Annotated in this window: 14 protein-coding genes; 2 read left to right on the forward strand and 12 right to left on the reverse strand. The window is 34.2% G+C overall.

Going from position 1 to position 14,163, the window contains the following annotated elements; translation table 11 throughout:
• Nucleotides 1–55: 55 nt before the first annotated feature.
• The 5 genes from xerA to TD18_RS12715 form a co-directional block, all read right to left on the reverse strand.
• On the reverse strand, nt 56–1,207 hold the full coding sequence (xerA, locus tag TD18_RS12695; RefSeq protein WP_040253245.1) for a site-specific tyrosine recombinase/integron integrase: 1,152 nt from the start codon (nt 1,205–1,207) through the stop codon (nt 56–58).
• A 132-nt stretch (nt 1,208–1,339) separates the two neighbouring features.
• Entirely contained in the window at nt 1,340–1,693 is a 354-nt protein-coding gene (locus tag TD18_RS12700; RefSeq protein ID WP_040253248.1) for a DoxX family protein, read from the reverse strand.
• Nucleotides 1,686–2,627: a peptidase associated/transthyretin-like domain-containing protein gene (locus TD18_RS12705; RefSeq protein WP_052461200.1), complete on the reverse strand. Its 942-nt coding sequence runs from the start codon at nt 2,625–2,627 to the stop codon at nt 1,686–1,688. The genes TD18_RS12700 and TD18_RS12705 overlap by 8 nt, the downstream gene beginning before the upstream one ends.
• Nucleotides 2,628–2,658: 31 nt before the next feature.
• Nucleotides 2,659–4,446 carry a DUF885 domain-containing protein gene (locus TD18_RS12710; protein WP_040253250.1) on the reverse strand — a complete coding sequence of 596 codons (1,788 nt, stop codon included), beginning with the start codon at nt 4,444–4,446 and terminating at the stop codon, nt 2,659–2,661.
• A gap of 119 nt (nt 4,447–4,565) precedes the next feature.
• Nucleotides 4,566–4,913 (reverse strand): DUF6249 domain-containing protein, encoded by a 348-nt coding sequence (locus TD18_RS12715; protein ID WP_040253255.1) that lies wholly within the window; start codon nt 4,911–4,913, stop codon nt 4,566–4,568.
• Nucleotides 4,914–5,055: 142 nt separating this feature from the next.
• On the opposite strand from TD18_RS12715, the gene TD18_RS12720 reads away from it, so the two are divergent.
• Together TD18_RS12720 and TD18_RS12725 are read left to right on the forward strand one after the other, a co-directional pair.
• Nucleotides 5,056–5,643: an RNA polymerase sigma factor gene (locus TD18_RS12720; RefSeq protein ID WP_040253257.1), complete on the forward strand. Its 588-nt coding sequence runs from the start codon at nt 5,056–5,058 to the stop codon at nt 5,641–5,643.
• Nucleotides 5,624–6,040 (forward strand): hypothetical protein, encoded by a 417-nt coding sequence (locus tag TD18_RS12725; RefSeq protein WP_040253260.1) that lies wholly within the window; start codon nt 5,624–5,626, stop codon nt 6,038–6,040. Before TD18_RS12720 ends, TD18_RS12725 begins: the two co-directional genes overlap by 20 nt.
• Here the strand turns inward: TD18_RS12725 and TD18_RS12730 are convergent.
• The 7 genes from TD18_RS12730 to TD18_RS12760 all read right to left on the reverse strand — a co-directional run bounded on the left by TD18_RS12730 (nt 6,037) and on the right by TD18_RS12760 (nt 14,078).
• On the reverse strand, nt 6,037–7,353 hold the full coding sequence (locus TD18_RS12730) for a G protein-coupled receptor family protein (protein ID WP_040253263.1): 1,317 nt from the start codon (nt 7,351–7,353) through the stop codon (nt 6,037–6,039). The two genes, TD18_RS12725 and TD18_RS12730, sit on opposite strands and share 4 nt — an antisense overlap.
• A 60-nt stretch (nt 7,354–7,413) precedes the next feature.
• Nucleotides 7,414–7,800: a DUF2306 domain-containing protein gene (locus tag TD18_RS12735; RefSeq protein WP_040253265.1), complete on the reverse strand. Its 387-nt coding sequence runs from the start codon at nt 7,798–7,800 to the stop codon at nt 7,414–7,416.
• Nucleotides 7,801–7,902: 102 nt separating this feature from the next.
• Entirely contained in the window at nt 7,903–9,141 is a 1,239-nt protein-coding gene (locus tag TD18_RS12740) for a DEAD/DEAH box helicase (protein WP_040253266.1), read from the reverse strand.
• Nucleotides 9,142–9,197: 56 nt separating this feature from the next.
• Nucleotides 9,198–11,279: a DUF349 domain-containing protein gene (locus TD18_RS12745; RefSeq protein ID WP_040253268.1), complete on the reverse strand. Its 2,082-nt coding sequence runs from the start codon at nt 11,277–11,279 to the stop codon at nt 9,198–9,200.
• A 78-nt stretch (nt 11,280–11,357) separates the two neighbouring features.
• A complete protein-coding gene (locus TD18_RS12750; protein WP_241480676.1) occupies nt 11,358–12,098 on the reverse strand; it encodes a shikimate dehydrogenase family protein in 741 nt (246 codons plus the stop codon).
• Nucleotides 12,091–13,110, reverse strand: coding sequence for a DUF368 domain-containing protein (locus tag TD18_RS12755; RefSeq protein ID WP_040253272.1), 1,020 nt, complete (start codon nt 13,108–13,110; stop codon nt 12,091–12,093). Before TD18_RS12755 ends, TD18_RS12750 begins: the two co-directional genes overlap by 8 nt.
• Nucleotides 13,110–14,078: a DUF368 domain-containing protein gene (locus TD18_RS12760; protein ID WP_040253274.1), complete on the reverse strand. Its 969-nt coding sequence runs from the start codon at nt 14,076–14,078 to the stop codon at nt 13,110–13,112. Before TD18_RS12760 ends, TD18_RS12755 begins: the two co-directional genes overlap by 1 nt.
• Nucleotides 14,079–14,163 lie beyond the last annotated feature (85 nt).

Consider the following 14,163-nt stretch of genomic DNA (forward strand, 5'->3'; position numbering starts at 1 on the left):
TTGCACTATGGTTGGTAACTGGTTATATACAAACAAATATAACATATTTTGGGACCTAAGATCCGGATATGACAACTTTTTGGTTGCTATGTTCCGTAGCTGTAAATTGCTTAACAGCAATGTCTAACGGACTCTTAATTGCTAACAAATCTTTCTGTGCAACATGCGTATATATCATCGTAGTTTCTGGTTTCGCATGTCCTAATAATGCCTGAATGTATCGCAAATCGATTCCGTTTTCCAGCAAATGCGTAGCATAGCTATGTCTCAAGGTATGCGGAGTTACTCGTTTATAAATTCCTGCTCGTTGGCAAGATGTCTTAAGAAATTTTCGTATACTTTCTGCACTGTAACGATTGCCTTTTTGACCTTCAACAAAAAATCGGGTAGGTTCATATGTTGTCATGTAATTATGAAGTAAGGGCATAAAACTTTCCGCAATAATCACATATCTATCCTTTCTTCCTTTGGCATTTTTTATATGAAGTTGTTTTCGGTTTATATCTATATGTCTTATTTCCAAATTAATTAATTCGCTAATCCGAAGTCCGCACGAATAAATAAGCGCAATAATAGCACGATGTTTGAGATTTTTTGTTAAACGAATTAAATTTATAATTTCTTCTTTTGATAATACAACTGGCAGCTTTCTGTCCTTTTTTGGTCGCTCTAATTCTATGGCATCATATCCAACTTCAGGACAAAAACTTTTAAATAGTTTTAAAGTACTTACCAACTGACGCTGCGTACTAATAGAGTACTTTCGGTTTAAGAATACATCTTCAATATAAAGTTCCACTTGCCGTAACGTAAGTTCATGTAGTTCTTTTGATTTGCTATATGTTAAAAAATCGGTTACTAAAAATAAATAGCTATCTATGGTGCTTTTACTGTAGCGTTTTCCGCTGAGATATTTTGAATAATAAGTTGTTAGCGTCTTGTATTTTTTTGGAAGTATTGAATGATCTAGATAATGACGCTTGTTAAAATCTGAACTGTCAACATTATAATTCTTTAGTGTAGCCTGAACATTTTTTAAAGCACTTTCCGAATATGGAACATACCAGTGTTTCAAGATTTGACTCCATCGTCTACCTGGTATTGTTTTTACCAACGAAATAAGCTCTTCGTCAAATGGAAAATCAATTATGATTTGTTGTTTATTGCGATGTACTCTTTTACTCAGCTTTATTTTTGTTGAAGTCATAGTTGTATATTTTCAAATTAAACCAATGTATTAATATAGAAAATAATCTAAACAAAAGCAAATAAAGTGAGCTGCAATTTGTTAAAAAATGATATATAATTTAATCAAAAGAGAAGTTTGTGAAAAATAAAATTACAAATACCACCAAGCCCAATACATCAATCCGAATTGTAACGGAATGCGTATCACTAGAATCCATTTCGGGATACCTGCACTTTCTTTTTCTCCAAAAAGCATATAAAAATGGACAAGTAAAAAGACTAACAACATTGCTATTATGCCATACACAGCGAAAGTCTTCAAAGCAGGAATACAGAGCGCCAGACCTAAACCTATTTCGGCAATACCACTTAAATAAACTAATAATTTGTGATATGGTAAATAGCGAGGCATAATTCGCAAATAGACTTTAGGTTTTATAAAATGCATAATACCTGCCAAAACCAGTACAATAGGCAACACATAAAAATGCCATGAACTATTCATCTTTGTAGATATTTAATGAGATGCCAACACCATAATTATTGAGGTCAGACCTGAGTAAACTCGATTCAATACCATTACCTTTTTTAAATTGAACCCAACCATTGCCATTAATAAACACACGTTTTATATAGGTTCGATAAGTATTTATCTCATCTGTGAAAGGAAGTAAAGGTCTAAAGTTAGTCGGAATTTTTACCGTACCCGTTTTGGTTTTGATTTCCTTGTATTTCTTATTCGGTAAGAGTTTACCGTTGTCGTCAGTGTAACCTAATACCTGAAGTGATACAAAAAAACCACCATCTGGAACCATCAAATCATGCTCTGAAACATGTAGTTCAAATTCATCGCCATTTTTTTCAGTAGCTCTAAAAACAATATTAGAATAGGTTAGTGGATCTCCAGGCAAACCATTATTATTTTTGTAGAATTTCACTTTAAACAAGGTCGAAAATGCTCTCTTGTCGGCATTACTACGTTTGCGCTTATTCCAGTCTCGCGATTCTAAAGTTATAGGAAATAATACAGAAGCAATCTTTTTTAGCCGATCATCTTCATTTGGAAAATAAACCGCAATTTCACTCTCTATAGTCGGAAGCCAGCATTTGTAATAATCGTCATCTAAATAGGGTTCAATGGTTTCGGTTTTAAACTTTCGATCTACTGTGGCACGAATTACAACTTCATCTAAAGTATTGGTTTCTGTTTCTAGATATAATTGTTCAGGAAGATTCGAACTCGCAACTGTTTTTTCTTTAAACCCTAAAGCCGAAATGTAAAGCGAATCGACATCTGGATATAACTTCTCAGTAAAGTAGAAATAACCTTCTTCATCCGCAAAAATCCCTTGTCCGTCACCAAATGAAATTGTAGCATACGATACAGGATATTCGGTTTCAATACTCAGTACTTTGGTTTGCGAAAAACCGTTAGTCACAAAGCATGAAACTAATAATAATATTAAATATTTATTTAATTGATGCAATCCAGTTGTCTATTTTAGTTTCTAATAAGGCTAAAGGCATACATCCCGATTCTAATACCTGATTGTGAAACTGAGCAACATCAAATTTGTCGCCCAATTCTTTTTCAGCTTTAGCACGTAATTCAAGTAATTTTAGCTGACCTATTTTATAGGATAAAGCTTGTCCTGGCATAGCCATATAACGTTCTATTTCTGAAGTAATACTTGCTTCGCTTTCAGCTTCATTTTTAAGAGAATATTTAATGGCTTGTTCGCGAGACCAACCCTTTGTATGAATTCCTGTATCAACCACCAAACGAATAGCACGATGCATTTCCATACTTAACATTCCAAAATACTGGTAAGGATCTGTATATAAACCTAATTCTTTTCCTAAAGATTCACAATATAAAGCCCAACCTTCACCATATGCACTATACCAAAGTGTTTTTCTGAAACTTGGTAACTCTTTATTTTCTTGTTGTAATGAAATTTGAAAGTGGTGACCTGGAATGGCTTCATGTAAAAACAAGGCTTCATCTGAAAACACATTGTATTTTGTAGCATCAGGAATTGGTGTGTAAAAAATACCTGGTCGAGAACCATCTAAAGATCCAGGATTGTATTCTGCACTGGCTGAAGCTTCTCTAAAGGCTTCCGTACGTCGCACTTCAAAATCGGTTGTAGGTTGCAAATCGAATAATTTGTCGATTTGAGGCTTCATTTTATCATGAATTTCATTAAAATTATGGATTACTTTCTCAGGTGTTTTAAACGGCATTAAATCCTTATTCGTTCTAACAAAATCAAAGAAGGATATAATATCACCTTCATAACCAACTTCTTTTTTTACCGCTTCCATTTCAGATAAAATACGCGCAACTTCCTTTAAGCCTAATTCATGAATTTCGTCGGCAGTCATATTGGTTGTTGTAAATTTTTTAATTTGATGACTATAATAGTTATCACCATTTGGAAGGTCTGATACACCACTCGTTGCTCGCCCTTGTTCCAAGTAGGTTGTACTCATAAAATCATGTAATTTTTTGTATGCTGGAGCGATTTCTTTTGTTATTTTTTCAGTATAGGCTTCAGTAAGTTTTGCTTTATCACCTTCGGAAAACGTGTCTGGTAAATTTTTAATTGGATTGTAAAACAAATGGTCGTCCATATTCGTAGTTGTTAAAGCTTCTAACTGCGGAAGTACTTTAACAATTAATGACTTTGGTAATACATAACCAGTTTCAATACCTTTTTTCATGTTGTCTTCAGCAGAATTCATCCACTCCAGATAACCATCCAGACGTTTTAACCAATTGCTGTAATCTTCAACGGTTTCAAAAGGTTGAGAACTTGCACCACTAGCCAATTGCCCAATTGTTAACTGTAGCGTCCACATTTGATTGATAGGTGTCAAATCTTCATTGTATTTGAAGCCTGCAAGATTGATGTCGCATTCCCAGTTTAAAATTTGTTTGCTCAATTGCTGACTTTCAGAAAGCTCAGAATCGTCAAAACTGTTGACTTTATTTTTGTAATTGGTATAGTAGTCTTTTACCTGTTGCGTGAAATCATCAGATAAAAAGTTTGGTAATTGATCGTTGTATCTATTGTCTCCAGCAGCAGTTGCATTTAAAGGATTTAACTTTAAGCCTTCTTCGTGGTAACTTTCTAAAACGGTTTCAAAAGAAGCGTTTGTTTCAGTCAAGACCTCAGTTTTAGTAGTGTCTTTGTCTTTTTTACAGGCAGATAGTGTCATTGTAATTACAATAAGAGCGAATATTTTTTTCATTTTGAGTTTTACATTTTCAAATTTAAAGCCTAAAGGTACATAAAGTTAGGTTTAAAAAAAGCATAAAAAAACTGCTATTGATTGAATAGCAGTTGTAAAATTGGTTGGTAGGACTGTTATTATTCCTTGTCTAAATTTTTGGTCATAGTAAATCCAGTAAAAAGACCAATTCCAGCCATTAAGAAAATGGTACCTGGAAATGCGACATCTTCTTCCACACCAAGGTTATAGTGTAATATTGATGCAATAAAAATACCAATTCCAATTCCCATTAGTAAGAGCGCAAAATTTAAAATAAGTACTTTCCAGATTGGTGCAGTATGACCTTTACCTTTCATAAAAATTGTGGCATCAGCACCTTTTTCAATAAGTGCTAAACGTTCTTTATTTCTTGTAGATAAGTATAAATAGATTACTCCAAAGAGTGCAAGAAACATGCTAATTGGTATGAGAATTTCTCCGTCCATAATGTTGTTTTTTAATTGATTAAATTTATTTGTTCTGAGCTTATGACGATAGGTTTTAGATTTTGGTTACACAATTACTTAAAAAAATGTTTTTTCCACCATTGTGTAACCATACACATACTAATGTCGTCTTAGATTAAAAATGACCAACAACGATCAAATACTCATCAATCAAATTGTTGAAGGCGATACTCATGCATTTGCTTTGCTGGTAGATCGCTACAAAGATCTGGTGTTTACTTTAGCACTGCGAATGCTGAAAAACAGGGAAGAAGCGGAAGAGGTTGCTCAGGATACATTTATTAAAACGTATAAATCACTTGAAAAGTTTAAAGGCGATTCTAAGTTTTCAACATGGATTTACAGAGTGGCATATAATACGAGTCTTGATAGAATTAAAAAAAATAAAAAACATTTCAACGAAGTTGAAATCAATGAATTTACAGCGCATCAGGTTATTACCATTGATAATGCATTAGATCGATTGGAAACCAAAGAACAAGAAGAAGTGATACAAAGATGTATAGCCTTATTACCAAGCGAAGAAAGCTTTTTGTTAACTTTATATTATTTTGATGATTTATCTCTGGATGACATATCGAAGATTGTTGGTATTACAGCCAATTCAATAAAAGTAAAATTATTTAGAAGCCGAAAAAAGTTAGCTACCATTTTAAAGTCACAATTAGAACCTGAAACCATTGCTTATTATGAAAGAGAACGCAGATAAATATTTAGATGACTTATCACGAAAGGTGATAGGCAAATCATCCGTTGAATCTACATCATCAGATTTTACAATTCATGTAATGTCTCAGGTAAAAGCAATAAGTAGCTCGAAGGCTACCACTTATGTGCCGTTAATTTCTAAACGTATTTGGGCTCTTATTGGTCTGGGATTTGCAGCGATTGTGGTGTATTCCTTTTATATGGTTCCTACAGCCAATAGCAGCTGGTTGAAAACATGGAATATAGATCAGTTTCAACTTCCAAATTTTGAATTTTCAAGTCCGTTTTCAAATCTGGACATATCTCAAGTAACTCTCTATGCAACTTTATTATTGGCAGTAATGTTGTGTATTCAAATACCAATTTTAAAGTATTATTTTAATAAGCGAATGGTTTAATCTTTGAAATACCAAAACGGAATTCTGCATACAGCGTGTTTAACTGTGTCTCCTTCTTTTATACGTTTCCTAATAACCTTCAACAGATGTTTGCCGTCTTCTAAGTCTTTAAGGCTAAGGTAGGTTTCAAAGCCAATATCTTTGACTTTTATTTCAGATAAGATAAAATCTGCATCATAATCAGTGCTGTCAATTCTAACATTGTACACCTGATTTAAAGTATTTAAATAGTGTTTTTGTTGCTTTCTAATGGTTGACCAATTGATGTCATTCGTGACAATAATATTACTTCTAAGCCCTCTTCTATCTTTTTCCGGAACTAAATCAGGATTAAAATTAAATACATTGTCTTCAACATTGTCGGTGAGTTCCATAAAGACATTGAGGTATGGTGTTGTAATCACTTTTGAGGCAATAGCAAATTCGTCAACGTGCTCATTTTCATCTAATAAATCAAGATAACTCGTTCTGCTCGCAGCAATTTCCGAAGAATAATCAACAGCATCAAAATAGTTTGATGGCTGATATTGAAATGAAGTTAAAATTAAAATTGCAATGTAAATAGGTAAAAGCACGAAACTTAATCGCCTTCCGAATTTATTATCTAAAAAATTATAGACTAATGGTCTGTATAAGAAGGATAAGGTTATAAAACTAAACACCCAATACACAGGGAAGTAGATTTTAGAAATCCATTTCTTTTTTTTAAGCCAACCTTGCGTGATGAAATCTATAAAGGTGAGAATCATCCCAAAAACTAAAAACACAATTAGCGAAATACCTAGAATCAATCTTAAAGTTTCAGGTAAATTGTCATTATCAATTATTTTAGAAGCAATAAGCGCGATAGAGAGAATCGTAAATGTTAAAGCCAGTACGTAGAAGATGAGCAGAAAAGAAATAGCAAAAATCACACTGCAATAATTCTCTAAGGTAGCGACATACTTGTCGAAGGATCCTACTTTTTTCTTAAGGTATTTGGTGAACTTTTCACTATAGTTTAAAGAATCGTAATCAATATCTCCAGATACGTAGCGTAAGCCGAGTGTGCCAATCCAAAGTCCTCTAAGAACCACATGAAGTAGTAAATTAAAAATAAGAATCGCGCAAGAAACGACTCCAATACTCAGTACAATGGTCAAGGCCAATTGCTGTTTTAATTGTGCAAGATTAGCTGCATCACTAATAGGTCCAACAGCCGTAAACAGACCGAAAATAGCAAAACCAGAAATAATTAATTCCAATTGCCAGCTTTCTTCTTGTAGTCGTTTAAGTAATTTTTTAAACGCAGGATTATTATAATCTGAGCTCATAAAGGTTGGATTTGAGATTAAAGATAACCACTTTTATTGAAATAACTGATTAGATCAAAATTAGGTAAAAAACACCTCATGCAAATAGCGACCTGGAGTAAATGTAAAAGCACCTGCTATAACAATAGCGCCAAAGTAGAGTAAAACCATTTTTCGTTTGTGCGATTTCACATTGCCTTTCTTTATGGCTAAATACGCTGTAGGAACTGTCCAAAGCGTTAGAAAACTAAACAAATGAATCCATCCGAAATGATTCAAAATGCGACCACCAACTGCTGCAGGCATAAAAAGTGTAACAATGGCGGTAAAAAGCATCAGTATCATATAGATTCGACCTAGTCGTTTATGAATTAATGTTCCCTTTTTTATAATCAAAAGAAAACCACCAATAAAGACACAAGGAACAACTGTGTATAAATGCAAAAACATTAAAGTATCGTAAAACATAGTTTATTTATCTTTTAAGATTATTTTCACCTAACACCTAACACCTAACACCTAACACCTAACACCTAACACCTAACACCTAACACCTAACACCTAACAATATCAATACCAGCGCTTTTTTTTCTTTTTAGAACCTTCACCTTTACGTCCTTTTTTGTATTTACTGCCTTGCTTTTTATGCACAATAGGCTTGGCTTTAGGATCTAACGGATAAGGATGATTGTCTTCTACAGGAATCTGCACATTAATCAATTGCTGAATGCTTTTGACATAGCTTTTTTCATCAGCAGAACACAGGGAATAGGATTTTCCAAAATTACCAGCACGTCCTGTTCTTCCAATACGATGCACATATGTTTCAGGAACGTTAGGCAAATCAAAATTCACTACAGCATCTAATTCGTTAATGTCAATACCACGCGCAGCAACATCAGTCGCAATTAAAATATTGACTTCAGCATGTTTGAATTTATTAAGAGCTGTCTGACGTTCGCTTTGTGTTCTGTCGCCATGTAAACGTTCAACACTATAACCATTATTGGTAAGCGTCTGTTCTAATTTATCAACACCAAATTTTGTACGTCTGAAAATCAGAATGCGTTTGCCTTTGATTGTATTTCTCAACAAGTGTAAACACAGTTCTATTTTATTTCGCTTCGGAACATAATATAATATCTGACTCACATTTTTTGCTGCAGATGAGGTAGGAGTGACTTCAATGCGTTCAGGAGCATTTAAAATAGAGTTGGCTAACTGTTCAACTTTAAAAGGCATCGTAGCCGAAAACAGTAAATTCTGTTTAGTTTCCGGACATAAACGCTCGATTTTTTTGACGTCATCTATAAAGCCCAAATCCAACATTAAATCGGCTTCGTCGAGCACTAAAATTTCTACATAATCCAGATTTAAAACATCTTGCTTGTGTAAATCTAATAAGCGTCCAGGTGTTGCAACAACAATATCCACGCCTTTTTTTAGAATATCTATTTGAGGTTCAATACCTGTGCCTCCAAAAACTACAGTCGTTCTCAAATTGGTATATTTCGAATAAGTATTGAAACTTTTTCCAATTTGAACTGCGAGTTCTCGTGTCGGACTCACAACCAATACTTTTATCTTCTTTCCTTTTTTTGGCGCATCTTGTTTATCGAAAAGCAATTGCAAAATCGGAAGTGCAAAAGCAGCTGTTTTTCCTGTTCCGGTTTGTGCCGAAGCAATGACATCCTTTTTTTCTAAAACTAACGGAATGGTCTGCTCCTGGATTAAAGTGGGTTCGGTATAACCCGCTTCATCAATAGCTTTTACTATAGCTTTGTTAAGATTAAGTGTTTTGAAAGACATGTGTGTACGTTTCTTGTAAAGATAGTTGTTTTGTTAAGGTTTCACCTAGAAAAACACTAGTACATACTTTTCACCTTTCTAAGCTTATCTTTCCAAGTTTGTAGATTGTCTTTGTGATTCTTAATATTTTTTATCACATCTCTTACTAACGGATTGGTTTCATCAACATTTGAAAAAAACTGCATGTTATTTTCTAACTGATTTATTTCACCTTTAATTTCGCTAATCTTCTTTCTGATGTAATTCTGTTCGTTATCTAAAAGTCGGGTGTCATCTGGTTTAGATAAGGTTTCAAGTTTGTTTTCAAACTTTATCATGTCTAATTTCGCCTTATCCATATCTAACTTTCCAAAAAGAGCATCAATCGCTTTGTTGAATTTACCTTCAATAAAACGCTTGTTGGATGGAATATGTCCAATGGACTTCCATGCATTAATTTGGTCTTTAATCGTTTCGATATCCTTCTCAGGCTTTCCGGTAAGTTCAATAGCCTTTACAGTTTCTAATAACGCAGATTTTTCTTCAAAAGCAGCCATTTCTTCCTTACTGGCAGCATTTTTTTCTTCATGCATTCTATCGAAGTAATGGTTGCAGGCTTTTTTAAATTGCTTCCAGATTTTGTCGCTGTCTTTTCTGGGAACATGACCAATATTTTTCCAGTCTGCCTGAATTTTTTTCATTAAAGACGTTGTCGTTTCAAAATCTTCACTGTCTTTATTGTCTTCAGCAATTTTGATAAGTTCAAGCTTCTTATTAAGATTATCATATTGATCTTTTTTAAGCGACTTGTAAAAGGCATTTTTATTTCGGTTAAAGTTTCTAACAGCTGTTTTGAACTTCGTCCAAGTAGCATCGTTAACTTTAATTGGAACTTTACCAGCATTAAAGAAATCCTGACGTAAGGCTTCAATTTCTTTGATCTTTTTTTGCCATGCCTGATGACTTTTTGGCTGATCTTGAGAGATTTCATCTATTTTGGCAATAATTTCTTCCTTTTTTACCAGATTAGCTTCGTGAGCTTTATCTAAATCGGCATAGTAGGCCTGACGCTTATCATGGATTGTTTTGGTTGCATTACTAAAACGTTCCCAAATATCTTCTCTGTATTCTCTGTCAACAGGTCCTAATTCTTCTTTCCAAAGTTTATGAAGCACTTGTAATTCTCTGAAGGCTCTATTGATATTATCATCTTTAGCTAATTCTTCGGCACGTTCTATAATTTTGGTTTTCTGATCGAGATTATGTTTAAAATCCATATCGCGTAAGTCGCGATTTAAATGTAAAAAGTCATAAAACACTTCGACATGGTGATGATACGAATTCCAGGCGTTGTTGTAACGGTCTCTAGGAATCGGACCAGCATTTCGCCATTGTTCCTGTAAATCTTTAAAATGCTTATACGTGGTGTTGATGTTCTCTTCAACATTTATCAACCCTTTGATTTCCTCAATAATCGCAAGCCTGTTTTCTAAGTTTTGCTTTAAGTTAGACTCCAGGTTTTTATAATAAGCGTTGAGGTTATTTCGGTAGGTTTTATAAGCGTCGTTAAAACGCTTTTTTACAGGTGTCGTAAAATAGAAATCTATTTCGTTTCCACCTTCACTTAAAAACTCCTCCTTCTTTTCATCGAGAAGTTCTCCAAATTTAGAGTGAAACTCAGATTTGATTTCATCTACCTGAGATTTTATCGTTTGTATTTTTTTATCACTTAGAAGTGTCTCAAATTCATCAACCAATTGCTCCATAGACATGGCGTGATAGTCTTTGCTTTCAACTTCATGACGCTCTGCATTGGTTTCATCTTCAGCATCTTCAGCATTAGACTCTTCAATTTCTTCAACGTGAGCATCAGCTTTTTTAGTAGATTCAGAAACCGTTTCAGTAACGTCTTTTGTCTCTTCTAAAGGTTCTTCAGTTGTATCTTCGGAAACAACCTCCTTTTCAACTTTAGCTTGTTCATCTTTGATCTCTTCGGAAACCGTTTCCTTTTCGGGAGTATTTTCGGTTTTTTCGGAAGCTTTAGGTTCTTCGGAAGTTGAGGTTTCTGCAACTTGAGATGCCTCAGTATTTTGAGGTGTTTCAGTAGTATTTAGTTCAATCTTTCCATCTGCATCTTGCAGGTTATCGTTCTCAGACATTTTTCAATGTTTTTATGTTAGAGGGCTAAGATACTAATCGATGACTGATTTACAAAAAAGTAGCTCTATTTAGACGAGTTAAAGCGTTGAATTCCAAATTTTCCATGCCTTTTCAGCCTGAAACTCCAGCATTTTGAGTCCGTTACAAATTTGAGCACCTTGTGATTTTCCCAATCTTAAAAACTTGGTTTCCTCAGGATTGTAAATTAAATCGTACAATAAATGCTGGTCTGTAATACCATCGTAAGGAATCTCCGGACAACTATTAACTTCAGGATGTGTGCCAACAGGAGTACAGTTGATGATGATTTTGTAGTTTTGAATGTCTTTAACAGTTAATTCATCGTAAGTAAATTTAACGTTTACTTTAGGAGTTCTTGAGACATAATCAAACTTAATCTTCATCTTTTTTAAGGTGTAAGCGATCGCTTTGGAAGCGCCTCCAGTACCAAGAATCAATGCTTTTTTATGGTGTTTTTTAAGAAATGGTTGTAACGATTTTTTAAATCCGTAACAATCGGTATTATAGCCTTTGAGTTTTCCTTTAGAATTAATGGTAATGGTATTTACAGCTCCAATTTTTTTGGCTTTTTTGTCGAGTTTATCTAAATAAGGAAGGACTTGTTCTTTGTAAGGAATAGTTACATTAAGGCCTGAAATATCTGGATGGTCTTGAAGCAATTTAGGAAACATGGCAATGTCTGCGAGATCAAAATTTTCATAAGTAAACGGCAATTGTTCGGCTTCAAACTTAGCTTTAAAGTAGCCACGTGAGAATGAATACGCGATGTTTTTTCCTAACAATCCGAATCTAGACATGAGTTTTGTTTGTTCGTTGACCATACCATTCTAAACCGAGAACGACTAAAATACCTAAGATGGTATAAGCAAATGCAAAATAGGTTTCACCATTTAGTTCTGGCAAAAAACGTTCGTAATTGGCTATTATTTTTTCACCTCTTGAATCCAATAACAAGGAACCATCGTCATGGGTTTTAAATATCGTTTTTTTCCAAGGCCAAACTACACCTAAAGATCCAATAATAAAACCAATAATGGACGCTGTGGTAATACTTTTATAGTGTTTGAGCACATAACTCAAAAGATGAGAAAATGTAACTAAGCCAGTAACAGAGCCTAAGGTAAACACACCTAAGACTTTCAGTAATCTTAATCGAACTTCGTTCTTAACGAAGCTAAAATCACCAGTAATGATTTCAGAAAAGGTGTCATAAAGTGCATTCACAGAATCCACTAATAGCAATACATAATTTCCTAAGAGTATCAGAATAAATGAGCCTGAAAATCCGGGAAGTGTCATTCCAGAAACGCTAATGATTCCGCAGAAAAATACAAAAAACAAGTTGTCGTTTTCTTTTGCAGGATCTAAAAAGCTGATGCCGACGCCTAATAGAATTCCGATGCTTAAGGCGATGATACTTTTATAATTCCAGTCGTTAAAATCTTTATTGATGTAATAAATAGAACCGATAATCATTCCGAAGAATAAACTCCAGACATATAGCTCGTAATGTTGAAGGAAATAGTCCAGAATTTTAGAAACACTAAAATAGCTGATAATCATTCCCGAGAATAAAAGGGCTAAAAATCGTCCGTTAATATATCTGTAAAAGCTCTTAAACCGACCATTAAATAAAAGTTTGAAAGCTGTTTTGTTGACACGTTGTAAAGAATAAATGAATTCTTCGTAAAAACCAGCAACGAAAGCCACAACACCACCAGAAACTCCTGGTACTTTGTTAGCTGCTCCCATACCAAGTCCTTTAATGACCAGGAAAAATCGATCTTTAAAGGTTCTGGTTGCTTCCATTACACGTTTGCTTTTTTGCTGCCTAACGTTTCAAGAATGAGAATAGTCGCAAATCCGATAACTATAAAAACAATGGCTAAGACCAGTTCTGAATCTCCAGCGTAAGACGATGGTAAGATACTTTCATCGAGTACAGTAACTTCTAATCCTTCAGAATTAATTCGAGTTTTCAACGTGTTTTTCCACGGCCAAATTTTGTTTAAGGATCCAATCATGAAACCGGTAAGTATAGCTAAGGTTAGATTTTTATGGTGTTTAAACATCCAATTTAAAACTTTTGAAAAGACCTTCAAGCCAACAATAGCTCCAATTCCAAGCAGAAAAAAGTTGATGAGTGCGTCTTTTAGAATATCCCAATTACCAGTGGCTACACCTTCAACCAAATTATTAACGGTATTGATCGCTGTTTCATAAGCACCAAGAATAAGCAATATGAATGCTCCAGAAACGCCTGGTAATATCATTGCAATTATGGCTATGAAACCACAAAAAAGCAAATAATACGGACTGTCAGGCGATGCAAACGGTTCTGCTAATGTGATGTAATAGGATAGGAGAGACGTCATAATTATAGCTATGATAATCTTTGGTGACCACGACCTAATTTGTTTTCCGATGTACAGAATACTTGCTAATACGAGTCCGAAAAAGAAAGCCCAAAGTAGTATTGGTTCGTTATGCAAAAGCCATTTAATCAATTTAGCTAAGGATAAAATACTGATGGCAATTCCCGAAAATAAGGCTAAAAGAAAGCTTCCGTTTATGGAGGTCCATGCCGTTTTGAATCCTTCATTTTTCCAGACTTTAAACACATTGAAGTTTAGGTTTGCGATGCTTTCAATGAGTTCTTCATAAATCCCAGAAATAAAAGCAATGGTTCCACCTGAAACGCCAGGAACCACATCTGCGGCTCCCATCGCAATCCCTTTCAGTAGAATAACTAAGTAATCTTTAACTTGTCTAATCATTTTTAGAAATAAGAAAAGTAAAGGTATGAAATAGGAATGAGTATTCTAAAACTAAAGTCGAAATGATTTTAAAACTTTAGACCTC

This window comes from Psychroserpens mesophilus (assembly GCF_000826645.1).
In the GTDB taxonomy this organism is placed as follows: Bacteria; Bacteroidota; Bacteroidia; order Flavobacteriales; family Flavobacteriaceae; genus Psychroserpens; species Psychroserpens mesophilus.

Excerpts from the sequence above, each read along its gene's own strand:
- xerA (WP_040253245.1), bottom strand. The coding sequence starts at position 1,207 with ATGACTTCAACAAAAATAAAGCTGAGTAAAAGAGTACATCGCAATAAA.
- TD18_RS12700 (WP_040253248.1), bottom strand. The coding sequence starts at position 1,693 with ATGAATAGTTCATGGCATTTTTATGTGTTGCCTATTGTACTGGTTTTG.
- TD18_RS12710 (WP_040253250.1), bottom strand. The coding sequence starts at position 4,446 with ATGAAAAAAATATTCGCTCTTATTGTAATTACAATGACACTATCTGCC.
- TD18_RS12715 (WP_040253255.1), bottom strand. The coding sequence starts at position 4,913 with ATGGACGGAGAAATTCTCATACCAATTAGCATGTTTCTTGCACTCTTT.
- TD18_RS12720 (WP_040253257.1), top strand. The coding sequence starts at position 5,056 with ATGACCAACAACGATCAAATACTCATCAATCAAATTGTTGAAGGCGAT.
- TD18_RS12725 (WP_040253260.1), top strand. The coding sequence starts at position 5,624 with ATGAAAGAGAACGCAGATAAATATTTAGATGACTTATCACGAAAGGTG.
- TD18_RS12730 (WP_040253263.1), bottom strand. The coding sequence starts at position 7,353 with ATGAGCTCAGATTATAATAATCCTGCGTTTAAAAAATTACTTAAACGA.
- TD18_RS12735 (WP_040253265.1), bottom strand. The coding sequence starts at position 7,800 with ATGTTTTACGATACTTTAATGTTTTTGCATTTATACACAGTTGTTCCT.
- TD18_RS12740 (WP_040253266.1), bottom strand. The coding sequence starts at position 9,141 with ATGTCTTTCAAAACACTTAATCTTAACAAAGCTATAGTAAAAGCTATT.
- TD18_RS12745 (WP_040253268.1), bottom strand. The coding sequence starts at position 11,279 with ATGTCTGAGAACGATAACCTGCAAGATGCAGATGGAAAGATTGAACTA.
- TD18_RS12750 (WP_241480676.1), bottom strand. The coding sequence starts at position 12,098 with ATGTCTAGATTCGGATTGTTAGGAAAAAACATCGCGTATTCATTCTCA.
- TD18_RS12755 (WP_040253272.1), bottom strand. The coding sequence starts at position 13,110 with ATGGAAGCAACCAGAACCTTTAAAGATCGATTTTTCCTGGTCATTAAA.
- TD18_RS12760 (WP_040253274.1), bottom strand. The coding sequence starts at position 14,078 with ATGATTAGACAAGTTAAAGATTACTTAGTTATTCTACTGAAAGGGATT.